Annotated in this window: 8 protein-coding genes; 7 read left to right on the top strand and 1 reads right to left on the bottom strand. The window is 39.4% G+C overall.

Going from position 1 to position 19,306, the window contains the following annotated elements; translation table 11 throughout:
* The 5 genes from ACX0HA_RS14675 to ACX0HA_RS14655 form a co-directional block, all read left to right on the top strand.
* The coding region (locus ACX0HA_RS14675) for a T9SS type B sorting domain-containing protein (RefSeq protein ID WP_458846053.1) at positions 1 to 306 on the top strand (306 nt) is incomplete at its 5' end.
* Between the two features lie 31 nt (positions 307 to 337).
* The gene (locus tag ACX0HA_RS14670; protein WP_458846052.1) at positions 338 to 1,363 is read left to right on the top strand and encodes an endonuclease; all 1,026 of its coding nucleotides are present in this window, start codon (positions 338 to 340) and stop codon (positions 1,361 to 1,363) included.
* 205 nt (positions 1,364 to 1,568) lie between these two features.
* Entirely contained in the window at positions 1,569 to 10,118 is an 8,550-nt protein-coding gene (locus ACX0HA_RS14665) for a YDG domain-containing protein (protein ID WP_458846051.1), read from the top strand.
* A gap of 233 nt (positions 10,119 to 10,351) precedes the next feature.
* The gene (locus ACX0HA_RS14660) at positions 10,352 to 11,170 is read left to right on the top strand and encodes a T9SS type A sorting domain-containing protein (protein ID WP_458846050.1); all 819 of its coding nucleotides are present in this window, start codon (positions 10,352 to 10,354) and stop codon (positions 11,168 to 11,170) included.
* Between the two features lie 67 nt (positions 11,171 to 11,237).
* A complete protein-coding gene (locus ACX0HA_RS14655; protein ID WP_458846049.1) occupies positions 11,238 to 13,514 on the top strand; it encodes a choice-of-anchor L domain-containing protein in 2,277 nt (758 codons plus the stop codon).
* Between the two features lie 31 nt (positions 13,515 to 13,545).
* Here ACX0HA_RS14655 and ACX0HA_RS14650 read toward each other — a convergent pair whose 3' ends face one another.
* Positions 13,546 to 14,640 (bottom strand): endonuclease/exonuclease/phosphatase family protein, encoded by a 1,095-nt coding sequence (locus ACX0HA_RS14650; protein WP_458846048.1) that lies wholly within the window; start codon positions 14,638 to 14,640, stop codon positions 13,546 to 13,548.
* Between the two features lie 137 nt (positions 14,641 to 14,777).
* On the opposite strand from ACX0HA_RS14650, the gene ACX0HA_RS14645 reads away from it, so the two are divergent.
* Together ACX0HA_RS14645 and ACX0HA_RS14640 are read left to right on the top strand one after the other, a co-directional pair.
* Positions 14,778 to 17,681 (top strand): carboxypeptidase-like regulatory domain-containing protein, encoded by a 2,904-nt coding sequence (locus ACX0HA_RS14645; protein WP_458846047.1) that lies wholly within the window; start codon positions 14,778 to 14,780, stop codon positions 17,679 to 17,681.
* Positions 17,682 to 17,690: 9 nt separating this feature from the next.
* The gene (locus tag ACX0HA_RS14640; RefSeq protein WP_458846046.1) at positions 17,691 to 19,097 is read left to right on the top strand and encodes a DUF5689 domain-containing protein; all 1,407 of its coding nucleotides are present in this window, start codon (positions 17,691 to 17,693) and stop codon (positions 19,095 to 19,097) included.
* Positions 19,098 to 19,306 lie beyond the last annotated feature (209 nt).

Below are 19,306 nucleotides of genomic sequence, written 5' to 3'. Positions count from 1 at the left end.
GATGAGCTTGTGATTACCGATGCGAGCATTGTAGACTACCCGAACTTCTTCACCCCTAACGGTGATGGCTTCCACGACACGTGGAACATCATCGGGCTTCAGAATACGGGTTCAGTGATCTATATCTTTGACCGTTACGGCAAGCTGATCAAGCAGATCAGCCCGGACAGTGAGGGCTGGGACGGAACCTTCAATAGCCGTGCGGTACCTGCCGATGACTACTGGTTCACCGTTACCTACCCTGAATTCGACGGAACAACAACCGTAACACGTGAGTTTAAATCGCATTTTGCCATTAAGAGATAATCTCTAAAACTATAAATATCACACATACATAATGACTAAATTTTTAATTGCCTTATTATTACCCTTTTGTTGTATAGCACAAATACCTGCATATTACAATTCAATCGATTTTACAAAAACAGGCAATAACTTAAAAAATCAGCTTTCAACATTAATAACTACAACACACGTTAACGACCTGGTATATACGCCGGAAGTATGGAATGCATTAAAACAAGCAGACCTTGACCCTGAAAATACAGAGAATGTTTTCCTTATTTATGGTTATAACGATACTGATACAAACAATAGTAATGACAGAACCAGAGATAAAGACTTAAGCTGCCATACCAGCAGTTGTGAGGGGCTTTGGGTAAGAGAGCATGTTTTTCCGCGCTCTCTTGGAAATCCTAACCTGGAATTTGAAGGTTCGGGATCGGATGCACACCATTTACGTGCCATTGATAATAGCATGAATAATAGCAGGGGCAACAACAGATTTGCCGACGGAGAAGGCAATTCTGCGGCATTATCAAGTGGTTATTTTTATCCCGGAGATGAATGGAAAGGTGATGTAGCAAGAATGATGATGTACATGTATCTTAGATACCCTACACAATGTCAGGCTATAGTTGTAGGTTCGGGTAGTGCTACTTATAGCACTGATATGCCAAATATTTTTCTGGAATGGAATGAAGAAGATCCTGTAAGCCAATATGAAATGAACCGAAATACAGTACTTCAAAACATGCAGGGTAACCGTAATCCGTTTATTGATAATCCATATTTGGCAACCCGTATATGGAGTGGCCCGCCTGCCGAAGACACATGGGGAACTCTTACCACACCTGAGTTAGCTTTAGCGAACTTCGTGCTCTACCCTACTGTGACTTCAGGATTAGTATATGCAAACTCTCAGGAAGAGATTACATATTCAGTATACAACAATCTGGGGCAACAGGTAAATGTTACTGTAAGTGAGCAAACCATTGATCTTACCAATAATGCAAACGGCATATATTATATAAAAGCAGGCAATCAGTCTGCAAATAAATTTTTCACCATCATAAAGCAATAAATAAGTATAGTTAGATTTTTTCGAAATAGTTTTTTTGTCCCTTAACCCTACGGTTTACCGTAGGGTTATTATTTTTTAATACAGGTAACAGAAGGGTAACAGACAGTTGACAGAAACAACACCCCTAATTAACATGTGAATACCAAATTTGTATCCTGCTGAAAATCAACATTAAAAATAACTATTGCTAATTTAAAAACTACACATGGTGAAATTATTACATCCAAAAATCTTACAGAAATTAATTATTTTACTCTTATTCCTTCCCGCAGTCACGGCGTGGGGGCAAACAACTTCTACAATAAACAGAGGACTGGGCGTGACCCAAAACAATATAACAGGAGTTACAGTTTCTTATAATGGCGAAACCAGTAGCTGTAGTACAACTGCAAATCCCAATGCTAGCATCCAGATGACGCTAACAGCACAAACCGGATATAGCTTTACAATAAATAGCATTACCGGAACTGCAGTACGAAGCTCAGCGGGAAGACCTGACTTTAATTTTCAGTTAGTAAATAATGGGACTGTTAATGGTAATTCGGTAACCATACCTTCAACCAGCAGCTGCGGTGGCGGCACGACTGTACCAAATATAATCCCGGCAACCGCTAATAAAACTGTAAATTCAGGTAGTACAGCAACAATAAATATAGTACGCGGAGGTTCAGGAGGCGGTTACTCCCACATGAAAACCTTAAATGTTAGTGTTACAGTTACTGGTCCATCAGCACCTGTTTTGGGAGGAACCGGGACAGGGACTTTTACTTATGGGACAGCAGGGAGCTATACTTACACATTAACAGGCTCGCCTGCCCCAACGGTTTCGGCAACATATAATTCTTCAACTACACTTCCGGCAGGAATAACATTAGATGCTGCTAATAAGCAAATAGATGTTGCTGCTACAGTAGCAACGGGTACTTATGACATTATATTATCAGCGTCAAATAGTCAGGGTAACGCAACACCACATGACGTATCATTGACTGTTAATCCGGCAAACCAATCCATCACGAATTTTACTGATCTAACCAGAGCATATGGAGATGCCGATTTTAACCTTACAGCTACAGGCGGAGGTTCGGGACAGGCAGTTACCTATGTAAGCTCAAATCCTGCTGTTGCAACAATTACAGGAAATGTTGTGACAATTGTGGGCATTGGTACAGCAGACATAACAGCTTCTCAGGCAGGAAATTCAAATTACAATCCCGCTTCAGATGTAACACGTCAGTTAACTGTTACAAAAGCAAACCAGACAATAGCCAACTTTAATACTATGTCTAAAGTATATGGCGATGCCGATTTTACACTAACTGCGACAGGTGGAGCATCGGGACAACCGGTTACTTACACAAGCTCTAACACTAACGTAGCAACAGTAATAGGTGACACGGTTACCATAGTTGGTGCCGGAACTTCAACCATTACAGCATCACAAGATGGTGATGCTAATTATAATGCAACAAGCCTTGGCCGTATACTTACTGTAGCCAAAGCAACACAAACTATTACATTTACCAGTTTAACTAAAATATATGGCGATGCCGATTTTAGCCTTACAGCTACTGGTGGTGCTTCGGCCGAACCTGTAACGTATACAAGTTCTAATCCGGCAGTTGCGACAGTATCAGGAAATACTGTTACAATTACAGGGACAGGAACAACAAACATTACAGCCTCTCAGGCTGGGGATGCAAATTATAATGCTGCCGCAAATGTAATACGCACATTAACTGTTGATGCGAAAGCTATTACCATAACAGGTCTGACAGCAAATAATAAGATATATGATGGAGATACGGATGCAACTCTTAGCGGAGCAGCACTTACCGCATCGGAAATCGTAGGATCGGATGATGTTACCTTAGGAACATATACCGCTTCTTTTAGCGATCCTCTTGTAGCTTATAATAAAGCAGTAGCTATTACTTATCAGCTTACAGGCGCACAGGCCGGCAGGTATATACTTACTCAGCCAACTGGTGTAACTGCCGCAATTACTGCAAAAGAACTTACTATTAACGGCATACAGATAAGCAATAAAACTTATGACGGTACTACTGCCGCAACAATTACAGGTACACCTGGACTTGTAGGTATAGTAAACACTGATAATGTGACTTTAGATGCTGCTCTTGCTACCGCAGCTTTTACAGATCCTAACGTAGGCCCGGCAATACCCGTAACCGTTTCAGGTTATAGTTTAACCGGTACTGCTGCAACTAATTATAGCCTACAGCAGCCACAGAATCTTACAGCTAACATAACCAGTATCTCGCTTCAAAACCAGACAATTGATTTTGCCGCATTAGCTAATGCTACATACGGTGATGCTGATTTTAATTTTACTGCTACAGCTACATCAGGATTAACTGTTACATACTCAAGTTCAAATACTTCAGTAGCTACAGTAAATGGTACTACTGTAACCATATTAAATCCGGGTACAACTACAATTACAGCCAACCAGTCAGGCGACAGCAGTTATAACCCTGCTCCTGCTGTACAGCAACAGTTGATTGTTGATACCAAAACACTTACTATTTCTAATGCTTCAATAGCAGATAAGGTTTACAACCAGACAACAACTGCTGTTGCAAGTGGTACTTTATCGGGTGTAATAAACAGTGATAATGTTACCCTGGTATCTGCTGCTACATTTACTTCTGATAATGCAGGTAATAACATTCCCGTTACTGCTCAATATAGCATTACAGGTACAGACATTGCAAAATATAGACTTTCTCAGCCAACTGTTACAGGAAACATTTTACCCGTTGCTCTTACAGTAACAAATGCAGCTGCTGCTAATAAAGCTTATGATGCAAACACTAATGCTGTAATTACAGGTATATTAAATGGAATACTAACCGGAGATACAGTTACTCTAAACGGTACAGGTACATTTGCTAATGAAAATGTGTCAAACAATATAACAGTAACTTCTACCGCTACCCTTTCGGGAACAGATGCGTCTAACTATGTGCTTACACAGCCTACAGGACTTACAGCAAACATTACAACGCTTTCTCTTACTGTAAATGCGACAGCAACAGATAAGGAATATGACAAAACTACTAATGCTGTAATCGCTATTTCTCAGATCAACGGACTTGTATCAGGCGATGATGTAACCGTTACAGGAAATGGTACTTTTAATAACTTTAATGTGGGAACTGCTAAGCCGGTTACAGCAAACCTAAGCCTAACCGGAGCAGATGCTCTAAATTATACGCTTACACAACCTACAGGCTTAAACGCCAGCATAACAAGAAAAGCACTGACTGTAGATACAACAAATACAACAGTTGCTAATAAAATCTATGACAAAACAACTACAGCAACGCTTACAAATGTTGTTTTAACTGGTGCTGTTTCAGGAGATGAAACATTAATTACTGCTACAGGAGGTAATTTTATCCAGTCAACTGTAGGTAATGGCATAACGGTTAACAACCTTACATTGAGCGGAAGTGCTGCTGCAAACTATCAGCTTACACAGCCTACTGCCCTTACAGGAAACATAGTGCCTAAACAACTTACACTTAACAGTGCAGCTGCCCTGAATAAAGTTTATGACGGCACTACTGATGCAACAATTGCAGGAACACTTGCAGGAATTGCAAACGGTGATAACGTAACACTGAACGGTTCAGGTACATTTGCCTCAGCTGATGTTTTACCAATAGCAATAGCAGTAACTTCGGCAGCTACCCTTACAGGTACAGATGCTGCAAATTACACGCTTCTGCAGCCAACAGGACTTTCTGCTACTATTACTGCCAAAGCTCTTAGCGTAACTGCAACGGCTTTTGATAAAGTATACGACAGTACAACTACTGCAGTAATAAATAATGCGCAGCTTGTTACAACAGGAATAATAGCCGGTGATGATGTTTCATTAGCTCCAACAGTAGCCACTGCTACATTTGTTAATGCAACTGTTGGCAATAATAAAAATGTAACTGCAGGATTTACCCTTCAGGGTTCAGATGCTTCAAACTATTCGGTAGCTAATCAAACGTATCAGGCATCAATCACTCCACTTGGATTAACAGTAGATATTGCTTCTGCTACAGTAGCACCAAAAACATATGATGCTACCACAAATGGTGCTGTAATTAACGGAGCCATACTGAATGGCGTTTTACCAGGTGATTCAGTAAATGCCTCTGGTTCGTTTGCTTCGGCAAATGTAGGAACCAATATTCCGGTAACATTAAATCTTACGGGAACATCTGCGGCAAACTATACACTTACACAGCCTGCACAAGGACTTTCAGGTGAAATAATTAAAAAAACACTTACAGCAAAAGCTGATAACAAAACGAAAACACAAGGTGCCGCTAATCCTGCTTTGACAATTACTTATGCTGGATTTGAAGGAGGACAGACAGCTGCAACTGCAGCAGGATTTGTAGCTCCATCTATAACTACAACTGCCGACGCTACATCTCCACTGGGTGCATATCCTATAAACCTTTCGGGTGGATGGGCAGATAATTATACTATTGATCTAACCAACGAGTGGCTAATTGTTACTACAGGTACCTCGACACCTTCAATGCTTCTTGGATGGACTTTCTATAACTTTAATAGTCCGGCAACACGAGATGCAAATATCAAAAATGCAAATCTTGACTCTTCAAGAACACTGTCACGCGGACCCAATGCAATATCTTCTACAGGAACTAACTCTTTTAGAACTGTTGGTTTCAAAAATGATGGAATAGCTGTTACAAATACTGATTATTTTGAATTCACGGTATCATCAGGTGATGGATATCAGGTAACGCTTTCGAGCATTGCTGCAAGCTGCAAAGGAACTGTTGCATTTGGAGCATCTCCCGGAATAGCCAATCAGTTTGCTTACAGCACTGACGGAACGAACTTTACACTTATAGGCACTCCAAGCGTTACAATATCAGATAGTAATGGAGAAGCTGCCTTTACTGTTGATTTGACAGGAGTAGCCGCATTACAGAATGTTCAGCCAAATACTGATGTAAAATTCAGATTTTATGCCAGCGGCCGTACTACAACAGGAGGATGGGGCTTTTTCTCGCCTACTCAAAACGATTATGGCTTGTCAGTATATGGAGCCGTAATTCCTGCTCCTGCTGCACCACAAATAACAAGTACATTAGCAGCAAGTTCGTATGTTGGCGAGTCTGAAATGTATCAGATAGCTGCAACAGGTACACCTGCAATTACACTTAGTGCAACAAACTTACCGACAGGTGCTACAGTTGATGCTAATGGCCTTATTACTTTTGACGGTACTACACCGGCAGGTATATATAATATTAACCTAAAAGCAACAGGTTATTATGGTGCTGATAACAAAGTGTTGGTTTATACTATCAATAAAGAAAACCAATTCCTTACATTCACGCCAGATCCGCTACCGGGTAAATTTGCAAACGATGTACCTTTTACCGTTAGCGTAGCCAACTCTGCTCCTTTAGCAGTAATCTATTCAAGTTCTGATACTAACGTTGCTACTATTGCACAGGATGGTACCATAACCATTGTTGGTGCAGGTACAACAACAATAACAGCTTCGAATACCGGAAATGCAATGTATAATGCGGTAAGTTTAGGTAAAGTGCTTACAGTACTTCCTACACCACAAATAACAGCTACACCGGCTTCTATATCTTTCACGGCTGTTCAGGGACAAGGGGCTTCGGCTACAGTTCAGCTTACAGCACTTGATGGAATAAATCTTATTCCGGCAGCAGGCAATATTACGCTTACTGCTTCTACAGGATTCGAAATTTCAATGGGCATAGGCGCTTATGGCAGTACTGCTAATTTTGCTTATACCGGAGGCGCATTTAGCCAGGTTATGCCACAAATATTTGTTCGCTTTGCAGCAGGCCAGGCTGTAGGTACATATAATGGAACACTAACCATTTCGGGAGGAACCGCTACTTTACAGATACCTCTTTCTGCAATCGTTGATCCTGCTCCGGCAATAAACACGACCGCTGTTGCTTTTGGACCATATTGTTCAGGTTCTACCAATAACATTAGTCTGACATATACAACTCAGGGTACTTTCGCTGCAGGAACATACTATGTTCAGCATTCAGATGCTTCAGGAATTTTTCCTGGTGATTTCTCAAATATCATCAGTGCATCATCAACAGTAAGCCCCATAGCTGCAACATTACCATCAACATTAGTTGCAGGTAATTACAGGGTTCGTGTAATACATCTTTCTTCGGGACTTGTATTAACATCAAGCATAAATGATAACGGAAGTGATATTGTAATAAATACTACTGCTGCTCCTACTGCAACGCCACTTACTTTCTGTAACAATGCAACAGTAACAAACCTTACTGCTACAGGTACAGCTCTTAAATGGTATGCTGCTGCTAATGGTGGTTCGCAACTTGCTTCGACTGATGTAGTGACTACAGGTAACTACTTCGTATCGCAAACACTAAATGACTGTGAAAGTACAAGAACACAGGTAGCTGTAACGGTAAACATTACCCCTGCCCCTACTGCAACAGCACTTACCTTCTGTAACAATACAACAGTAACAAACCTTACTGCTACAGGTACAGAACTTAAATGGTATGCTGCTGCTATCGGTGGTTCGCAACTTGCTTCGACTGATGTAGTGACTACAGGAAACTACTTCGTATCGCAAACACTAAATGATTGTGAAAGTACAAGGACACAGGTAGCTGTAACGGTAAACATTACCCCTGCCCCTACTGCAACTGCACTTACTTTCTGCAACAATGCAACAGTAACAAACCTTACTGCTACAACAGGTACAGATCTTAAATGGTATGCTGCTGCTAATGGTGGTTCGCAACTTGCTTCGACTGATGTAGTGACAACAGGAAACTACTTCGTATCGCAAACACTAAATGACTGTGAAAGTACAAGAACACAGGTAGCTGTAACGGTAAACGTTACCCCTGCCCCTACGGCAACAGCACTTACTTTCTGTAACAATGCAACAGTAACAAACCTTACTGCTACAACAGGTACAGATCTTAAATGGTATGCTGCTGCCAATGGTGGTTCGCAACTTGCTTCGACTGATGTAGTGACTACAGGTAACTACTTCGTATCGCAAACACTAAATGACTGTGAAAGTACAAGGACACAGGTAGCTGTAACGGTAAACGTTACCCCTGCTCCTACTGGCAGCCCATTGATTTTTATAAACAATGCTACAGTGGCTGAATTAACAGCATCAGGGACAAATCTTAAATGGTATTCTGCAGCTAATGGTGGTTCGCAGTTAAGTAATACGACAACTCTTACTTCCGGAAGTTATTTTGTATCACAAACACTAAACGATTGTGAGAGTGCAAGAACCGAGATCGTGGTTACCATTACTATAATCGAACCTGCTCCTCCTGCCCCGATAGCGAATGACCTTGAATTTTGCGCGGGCGCAACAGTTACTGATCTTGATGCTGAGGGTACTGAGCTGAAATGGTATGATATCAGTACAGGCGAAATAACACTATCTCCTAACACAATCTTAGAGACCGGTAACTATTATGTATCGCAAACTGTAAACGGCGTAGAAAGTGACAAGACTGAAATTCATGTTCTTGTAAAAGTTACACCACTACCTACAGCATCAGCTATTACCTTATGTAAATTAGGTTTTGCTGCTGACCTTACTGCAACAGGTACAGATCTTAAATGGTATACTACAGAGAACGGTGATACTGAAATAACAGAAAACATCAGTCTATCTACAGGAAATTATTATGTTTCTCAAACACTTAACGGATGTGAAAGTGCAAGAGCCCAGGTTCCGGTTACTATCAATGTGACTCCGGCTCCTTTGGCAACAAACCTTATAGTATGTCCTGGATCTACTATCGCAGATCTAAGCGCAGAAGGTACAGACCTTAAATGGTATACAGACCTTATTAGTGATACAGTATTCTCTCCTGAAACAGTAGTTACACCTGGTAATTACTATGTTTCACAAACACTGAATGAATGTGAAAGTGCAAGAACGCTTGTTTTGGTAGATCTATCAACAGTAGCGCTTCCGATAGCTGAAAACCAAACATTCTGTGAGGGGTCTACTATCGGCGACCTTGCTTTAATGGTTACTGGTGATGATTTAAAAATCTATACGGGCCCATCAGATAGTATAGCTCTGGACAATACAATAGTTATGACTACAGGTAATTACTATGTATCACAAACTGTAAATGGATGTGAAAGCCAGCGTACAGAAGTATTTGTAACAATTCATACAACTGTTGCTCCTACCGGTAATGCAGAACAGGTATTTGAAGGTGAAGGCCATACACTTGCCGAACTTGAGACTGAGGGTGAAGCTATTAAGTGGTATGCTTCTGAAGAAGATGCAATTGCTGGAATAGATTCTCTTCCGGAAACCACTCTTCTTATAGCTGATACAACGTATTATGCAACCCAGACTACAGAGGGATGTGAAAGTAAATCAGTACTGGCAGTAACGGTAACAGTTACACTTGGACAAGATGAAATAGAAAAATTCACATTCAGGTATTTCCCTAACCCCGTTACCGATAACCTTCAGATAGTATCTGAAGAGGCTATTACTCATGTAAAAGTGTTCTCATTAACCGGCCAGCTGGTTATGGATAAAAATATGAATGCCCAGACAGAGACGGTAAATATGTCTCATCTGGAATCGGGAGTCTATATCGTTAAGATAAGCTTCGGAGATATTGAAAAAACAATAAGGATCGTAAGAGAAAAATAGTTTGTTTCATATAGTCTTTATCTATACAGGCTGCCAATTGGCAGCCTGTATTATTTAGAATATCCATCAAAAAAGCAGCAATTAACACTAAAAGCATAATTCATTCATAAATACTTAACAAAGCAAAAATAAGACCCGTGTTAAATAACCGTAACCTAACGATTTAGCAATATTTATTTAGGCTTTAAAGAATTGTGTCTTTATAATTTTACACCAAATAAAAAACAATCGAAATGAAACAATTTTACATTATGGCAGCTGCTCTTATCCTAACAGCAGGAACTGCAAATGCACAAGAGAACCTAATCATTAATGGTAACTTCGAAAACTGGACGGCAGCTAATCCTGAGAACTTTGGAATACAGGGAACAGCTGAAACTGTTCTTTATAATGATCTTATTGTAAAAGAAACTACTACCGTTAGAACTGGTAACTCGGTTAAACAGCAATCTAAAGAACAAGGTTCTACACAATATTTAGAGTATGGAAACTTAATAGCAGTTGAGGCTGGAAAAAGTTACACAGTTAGCTACTGGTATTATGATAACGATAATAAAGCAAGAACAAGACTGTACTCTACATGGTTAGACGCTCAAAACCAGAAGCTACCGGACAATGTACAAAGCTTATATGATGCTACTTACTCAACTGATAGTGCTGAATGGGTAAATAAAACTAAGACAGTTACAGCTCCTGCCGGTGCAGTTAAACTAAGATACCAGATCAGGGCATACAGCCAGGGTACAGCAAGTGGTGGTTTTATCTATTATGATGATTTATCTCTTATTGAAAATGGAGTTGCCGGAACTGACGAGAATGCAATTGAAGGCCTTCTAATGTTCCCTAACCCGGTTTCAGGAAACATCCTAAACATTACATCCTCTAACAATGCTGAAAAAGCAGTTGCTATATACGATATGCTTGGAAAACAAGTAGTAGCTGCAACTGTAAGCAACGGAACTGTAAATGTTGAAAATCTTAGTACTGGCCTTTACATTGTAAAAATTACTGAAGAAGGTAAAACAGCTACAAAAAAATTAATTAAAAAATAATTAGGCTTCTATTTTTTAAGAGCATCCCGTCCTGGGATGCTCTTTTTTATTTATACAGGTTGCTACCATGAAAAAACGCTTATCTTTTTTATGTATATTACTCAGCTTATGGAACGCAGCAGCACAGCAGCACATACAGGTTAATGATTCTTATAGCGCACAGCAACTCGTAGATGCTCTCATATCTAACTCTTGTGCACAGGTTACTAATATCAACTTACAGGGATCTGCTGCTAATAAAAGTCATGGTTATTTCACCAATTCTTCTCCAGCGTTTCCTTTTACAAATGGCATAGTTTTAAGTACGGGATTTGCAGCATCAGCAACAGGACCAAATAGTTCATTATTAAGCGAAGGCTCGACCACATGGCTGGGTGATAATGACCTCCAAATAGCTCTTGGGGTAAACCAGACTATAAATGCTACTGTCTTAGAATTTGATTTTATCCCTTATACCGATAGGATCAGTTTTGACTATGTTTTTTCTTCAGAGCAGTACCTTACAAGTATTATTTCGCAAAACCAGTGCAACTATACTGATGGTTTTGCTTTTTTAATACGAGATGCATCAAGTACAGCGCCTTATACAAATCTTGCTGTAGTACCCGGAACTGATACTCCGGTAACAGTAAGTACTGTTCGCGGCCAGGGAGTTTGCCCATCCGATAATGAGGAATATTTTGACAGCTTTAATGGCTTTGAGCATCCTACTAATTTTAATGGCCAAACCGTAGTGCTACAGGCAAAAACAAATGTTACCGCCGGCACTGTGTACCATATAAAACTAGTAGTAGCCGATCAGGGAAACAATCTATACGATTCAGCAATCTTTTTAGGAGGCGGAAGCTTTAAAAACGTTACTGATCTGGGTTCGGACAGGCTGTTTGTTACGAACAATCCTATCTGCAGTGGTGAAACGCTGACATTAGATGCAACTACAACCAATGCAACAGCTTATAAATGGTACAAAGACGGCATCCTGCAAGGTGAAACCTCTTCTACTTACAATGTAACTTCTGCCGGAGAATATACTGTAACAGTCGTGTTTAGCCCTACCTGTACCTCAACGGGTAAAATACTAATCGAACAAAGCTTACCTCCGGTTACATCATCCTATACACTTATTCAGTGCGATGACGACAATGATGGCCTTACAAAGTACAATCTGGATCTTGCTTATGATATGGTTACAAATAATGATTCTTCATTATACGTACAATACTTTTTAAACATGGCCGATGCACAAACAAGCAGCAACCTCATCAACAATAGCACTTCTTTTCAAAACAGTGCAGCAGGTCAAACCATCTATGCACAGGTAATGACACAATACAGCTGTTTTAGCGTTAGTACTTTAAAACTGTTAACGTCAAATAATATAATAGCTCCCACATCTCCGGTTGGTGTTTGTGACGAAGGAACAGCCGATGGTTTTTCTCAGTTTAATCTTATTGATCCAAATCTGGAAATAATTCAAAATATCCCAACAGGATTACGGCTTGAGTATTATCTTTCTGAAAATGAAGCTTTACTGGCTAAAAACCCAATAACAAGCCCGCAAAGCTTTACAAACACTATAGCTTATAATCAAACCATTTATGCCCGTATCTTTGGCAATAGCGACTGCTACGGCATTACTACCCTGGACCTCATTGTTTACTCATTTGGCGATGCCCTTGATGAAGAACAACTAACGTTGTGTGAAAACAAAACCATACGGCTTGATGCAGGAAACAATTATGCGTCTTATGAATGGAACACCGATCCGCAGCAATATTCTCAGGATATCAGGGTTAGTGAACCAGGAGACTATTCTGTAACTATAACAGACAATAACGGCTGTAAGGGCACAAAAACATTTAAAGTAACCCCTTCTGGTGCAGCTACAGCTGCAACAGTTACTGTTGATGATTTTAAAGGGACAGAAAATTCAGTAACTGTAAATGCTGTTGGCATTGGTGATTATGAATTTTCACTGGACGGAAAAACCTATCAGGCCACTAATCTGTTTACCGGACTGGCAGCAGGAAAATACAAAGCATATATCAGAGATAAAAATGGCTGTGGCATACTGACTACCGAGTTTTATGTATTGGATTACCCAAGATTCTTTACGCCTAATAATGACGGTACTAATGATGTTTGGAGGATACCCTTTTTGTCGTTTATACCCGATGCTGAAGTAATTATTTTTGACCGGTATGGAAAAGTGATTACCGGATTTAAAGGATCGGGCAGTTGGGATGGTACTTTCAACAGCAAAACATTACCCGCAACCGATTATTGGTTTGTAATTTACCTAAACGACAAAACTGTCAGAGGGCATTTTTCTTTAATACGATAACAAAAAAAAGCCTCATAATTGAGGCTTTTTTTTATTTCTGTTTTATAAGATAAACATATACCGGTAAGTGGTCACTGTAACCAATATCTCCATTCCAGTTTCGGTTAGGATATCCCCTGTACTGTCCTGAAGATTGCAGCATGTAAGGTTTCTTGAATACACCGCCTTTCCAGTAACGGTAAGAAGAATAATCTTTCCTTAGAAGAGGCTCGGTTATTATCATCTGGTCAAAAAGATCCCATGCATCCCTATATGCTAATGTGCCCACGCCTTCTTTAGACATTTGTTCCATAGGATTGAACATTCCATGAGGCTTTACATCTTCTTTTTTTCCTTTAGCACCTAAGATTTTTTTAATACTCTTATTATATGGCCCGTCATTTAAGTCACCCATTGTTATTAGCTTGAGGTCAGGATTGATCTTATATAATGAGTCGATCGTTTTCACGTTAAGTGCCGCTGCTGCCTCTCGCAAATGACTGCTCGCTGCCTCGCCTCCTCTTCTTGATGGCCAGTGGTTAACGATAAAACTCACTTCTTCACCATCCAGAAGCCCGGTTACCAGCAACTGATCCCTGGTATATATCCTTGAAGAAGATTTATCCGAGTCAATGTTATCTTCATTATCTACATTGTCTGATTTTGGAGCCGTTTTATCTTTACTCTCAGGCTTGGCAAAATCATCATATATATACAAGGGGATGTTTATTGCGCTTGTAAGTTTAAAATGCTTCTTTTGGTACAGCAGTGCTGTATCAATACCACGCCTGTCAGGCGAATCGAACTGTACAATCCCGTAATCTTTTGATGCCAGCTGCGGATCCTTGACAAGAGCTTCCAGTACCCTTCTGTTTTCAACTTCAGCCAGCCCGATTACTGTGGGCGAATTTGGATTTTCGTCGGAACCAATCAGCGAAATTACCTTAGCAAGGTTATTTACTTTCTTTTTAAAATTCTTTACTGTGTACACCCATTCATCATCATTGGTCTTCGGGTCATTAATCGTATCATAAAAGTTCTCCACATTGTAGAAAGCAATAGTATGTACTTTAAACTGTTTCTCCTGCGCCTGTAGCTTAAAAAGTGCCGAAATAATGAAAGCTAAGGTTAAATAATTTTTAATCATTTTTACGAATATTAAGTAAATATCAAGTTTAGTTTAAACCGTTCGCCAAAAGTATGCAGGATAATTAAAACATCTAATTTTGTGCCCGTTAAGAAATTTTTAACTTAATGATTGGGATATTAACTTTTAAAACATCTATGAAAAAAACACTACTTGGCCTTTTACTTTTTCTGCAGGTATTTACATGTTGGGCGCAACAGAATTCGCAGGTAAAAGGTACTGTAATCGATTCCAAATCGCATAAGCCTTTACAGGATATTGCGGTTACGCTTGAAGGCACAAATCTTACTATTACAACTAACAAGGAAGGGGTATTTATCTTTGAAAATATCGCCGAAGGAAAACAAATTATTGTAATACGCAGTGCTGGTTATTCCCAAAAAACCTTCAAACTTGAAATTAAAAAAGGAGAAAATGTTGATCTTGGCGATATCTCATTTGAACTTGACATCACATCGGAACAGGAACTGAGTCTTATCACTATTACAGAAAATGACCTTGGTGATGACAACAGTGGTTCAGAGAATACAGCCGGGTTACTACAGGCGTCTCGTGACACTTACCAGCAGGCAGCTGCCTTCAACTGGGGTTTAGCCCGTTTCAGGATAAGAGGTCTTGATAATGAATATGGTACTACCATGATAAATGGTGTCGTTATGAATAAACTTTATGACGGAAGGCCACAATGGAGTAACTGGGGAGGTTTGAACGATGCTATGAGAAACCAGGAATTCACCATGGGATCAGCACCATCAGAATATACTTTTGGAGGTATACTTGGAACTCAGTTCATCAGTACCAGAGCTTCTATTTACAGGCCGGGAACGCGTATATCTTTTTCAGGAACTAACACTAACTACAGCTGGAGAGGTATGGCTACCTATGCATCTGGACTTGATAAAGACGGCTTTGCATTTGTTATTTCTGCATCAAGACGATGGGCAGATGAAGGATATTTTGAAGGAACCGATTATGGTGCCAACTCCTTTTTTGCAAGTGTAGAGAAACGTTTTGGCGATAAACACAGTCTTAACTTTACAAGTATATATGCACAAAACAGCCGTGGAAAGAACTCACCAAACACTCAGGAAGTAACTAACCTGGTAGGTGAAAAATATAATTCTTACTGGGGGTACCAAAACGGTAAAAAAAGAAACTCAAGGGATAAAGATGTTGAAGAACCTATCCTTATGCTTAGCCACTACTGGAATATCAATGAAAAAAATACATTGAGAACGAATGTAGCCTACCAATTTGGACAAATAGGTAACAGCAGGATTGATTATCAGGATGCAGCTAACCCGGATCCTTCATATTACAAAAACCTTCCGAGCTATTACTCTTCAATGTATTTGAACGAGAACAATACAGCAACCCCTATTCCTACAGAAGCTTATCATCCGGGTGGTGTAGGCGGTCTATATATAGGTGACCAGTACAAGACCACAGCTGATAAAACCAGAGCAGATTTCATTGCAAATCCTCAATTGGACTGGGATGGTATGTACAAAGCTAACTCTACTGCAGTTACCGATGCTAATGGAAACATAATAGGATATACGCCTTCTAACAGCAGATATATTTTATATGAAGACAGAACAGATGATAAGACATTTACGGCAAACAGCATCTACAGTTCTCAATTTACAGACAATATCACTTTTAATGGCGGTGCAACATTCAGATGGTTAAAGTCGCACAACTTCCAGAATCTACTGGATCTTCTTGGAGGAACCGGGTATAGCGATATTGATTCTTTCTACAGTGGTGATCAGTCACAGTCTGATTTGAATAATCCAAACAGGCAGGTTGGTGTTGGAGATACTTTTGGCTATAACTATAATCTGTTTGCACACTATTATGATGCTTTTGCCGAAGCAAAATTTACTTATGACAAGGCAGACTTTTATGTAGGCGGTAATTATTCTCATTCAGACTATCAGAGAGAAGGATTATATCGTAATGGTATATATGCCAACAATTCGTTTGGAGAAAGTGACATGGTAAGTTTAGATAATTTCGGTTTCAAAGCAGGAACTACATATAAACTTACAGGCAGGCACATGCTATCTTTCAATGGTGTATACATGACAAAAGCACCTACATTAAGAAACACTTTCCCGAATGCACGAATGAACAATTCGATAGTAGACGGACTTGAGAGCGAAAGCATTTACAGTGGTGATCTTAGTTATATTATAAGAGCTCCTAAACTAAAAGCAAGGGTAACCGGTTTTTATTCAAGGATAGACAATGCTACTGAGACATCGTTCTTCTTTGCTGAAGGTATCGTAGAATCTCTGGACGACGATACAGATACAAATGCATTTGTTGCCGAAACTGTTACAGATATCAGTAAACAGCAAATGGGACTTGAGCTGGGTATCGAATACCAGTTCACTCCTACTATTAAAGCAATGTTCTCTGCATCATACGGACAGTATATCTATGCAAATAATCCAAACGTTACAATTAACAATGATGCTTTGGCAGCTGACTTAATAGATATTAATCCGGGAGTAGTTAATACAGCTACTACTGATTTTGGAAAAGCATACTTAAAAGATTATAAACAATCGGGCATGCCACAACAGGCAGCATCATTAGGAATCGAATACAGGGATCCAAAATTCTGGTGGATAGGTGCTAATGCTAACTACCTTGGCGCTAACTACATCGATGTTTCGGCATTAACACGAACAAATCAGTTCCTTATAGATCCTGAGACAGGGCACCAGTTCATCGAAGCTACAAATTCGCGTACCAGAGAACTTTTAAAACAGGAAAAATTTGATGATTTCTTCCTTTTCAATATCAATGGTGGTAAATCATGGAAAATTGGTAACAGTACTCTTGGTTTTTTTGCAAGCATAAACAACCTGTTCAACACAACCTACAAAACAGGTGGATTTGAACAGTCGAGAAATGCTAATTACAGACAGCTTAATCAGGATGTATCAAGCGGCAGTCCTGCATTTGGTCCCAAATATTTTTACGGATACGGCCGCACCTATTTTGTTAACTTATATATAAACCTATAAAAAAATATTATGAAAGCAGTTTTTAATAAATCAGTGCTTGCCCTTATCATGACAGCGGGATTGCTGGCAAGCTGTGTTAATGAAGATGATTATAAGACCCCAAATCTGAATTGTGCTGAAACATACCTTACAGCAAATTTAAAACCACAGGAAGTACCTGCAGTTGACATTGCCAAGCCTTATAGCGGACCTGTAGGAGGAATTATTGAGGCTTATGTAGTATCAAGTGATGTATCGGGTAATTTCTTCAAAACCATATCACTACAAACTAAAGATGGTTCGTTTGGATTTAGCATACCCGTAGATGTAGAATCCATCTTTAGAAAGATGGAACCGGGACGTCTGGTATTTGTAAAACTTGACAGTATAAATACATATACAGATATTGAGTTCGGCTCGCTAAGAATAGGAGGCTTATACAATGAAATAGAAGTTGGCAGACTTTCGCCTGCTGATTTCCAAAAAATTGTTATTCCTTCATGTAAAATAGAGAAGGAAGACAATTTGGTGAGAAAGATGACAATTGACCAGGCCTTAAATGATGCGAACATAAATACCCTTATCGAGTTACAGGATGTTGAGTTTGATAAAGCAGCAGCAAGAAAAGGAAATACTTATTATGATAAGAACAATGCAGCTACCGGAGCAACGAACTATAATCTGGAGGATAAAGAAGGTAACGTTATCATTTTCAGAACTAGCGAATTTACTGCTTATGCTTCTCACACGGTTCCTTCTAAATCGGGCACTGTTAGAGGTGTATTAACTAAATATAGGGATACTTACCAGTTTATTTCAAGGACAGAAGATGACATAAAACTAACCAAAGACAGGTTTGGATCAGATCCTAACGAAAACGAATTTGCACTTGGAGGAACTTCGATTTCATTTGCAGGAAGCCTTACTGAAAACTTTGAGGGCTATGCTGTAAGCACTACTAATTTTGCTAATTATGTAAATGATCACACATCAGGCGACAAATATTGGTTAGTAAAACAATTCCCAACAAATACTGGTAATAAATACATAGAAATGACTGCTTTCAATGGTACCGGAAATCCCGGATCTAATGCAAAATCATATTTCTTTGTACCGGTTGACTTTTCAGCAGCCAATACATTTAGCTTCAAGAAAGAGATTAGGAATATGAAAGGAGAAGCGCTAAAAGTATATTATGTTACCGCAGAAAACTACAAGGCTCGCTACGAAATTAACACTGCCAATTTTGTAGATATCACCGACAGTTTTGCTGATTTGATATATCCGGATAATGGTGCTTCACAAAATACGTTTACTCCTGCAGGCACATACACTATACCTGCTACGCTTACAGGTAATGGCTATTTTGTTTTTGAATATACAGGATCAACAACGGTTACCACAACTATCCAGATTGATGATATTGTGATAAATTAATTTAGCGTTTGTTTTTTGAAAATCCATTCTGTATAAACAGAATGGATTTTTTTATTATACTACATCCTGTAGCACAGTCTCATAGTGAAGTAACGTCGCTATAATAAATAGTTGTATAGGTAAAGTATAGGCGATATCTTTCCAGGTATCTTTAAAATTTGATTTATGTATGGTTTTTATATACTCAAATTTTGATAATCAATAATTTA

It is taken from the genome of Flavobacterium hauense (assembly GCF_054457175.1).
This window is presented reverse-complemented; position numbering and strand designations above follow the sequence as displayed.

What these genes read in the sequence shown, in the direction of transcription:
- ACX0HA_RS14670 (WP_458846052.1), top strand. Translation starts at nt 338, where the DNA reads ATGACTAAATTTTTAATTGCCTTATTATTACCCTTTTGTTGTATAGCA.
- ACX0HA_RS14665 (WP_458846051.1), top strand. Translation starts at nt 1,569, where the DNA reads ATGGTGAAATTATTACATCCAAAAATCTTACAGAAATTAATTATTTTA.
- ACX0HA_RS14660 (WP_458846050.1), top strand. Translation starts at nt 10,352, where the DNA reads ATGAAACAATTTTACATTATGGCAGCTGCTCTTATCCTAACAGCAGGA.
- ACX0HA_RS14655 (WP_458846049.1), top strand. Translation starts at nt 11,238, where the DNA reads ATGAAAAAACGCTTATCTTTTTTATGTATATTACTCAGCTTATGGAAC.
- ACX0HA_RS14650 (WP_458846048.1), bottom strand. Translation starts at nt 14,640, where the DNA reads ATGATTAAAAATTATTTAACCTTAGCTTTCATTATTTCGGCACTTTTT.
- ACX0HA_RS14645 (WP_458846047.1), top strand. Translation starts at nt 14,778, where the DNA reads ATGAAAAAAACACTACTTGGCCTTTTACTTTTTCTGCAGGTATTTACA.
- ACX0HA_RS14640 (WP_458846046.1), top strand. Translation starts at nt 17,691, where the DNA reads ATGAAAGCAGTTTTTAATAAATCAGTGCTTGCCCTTATCATGACAGCG.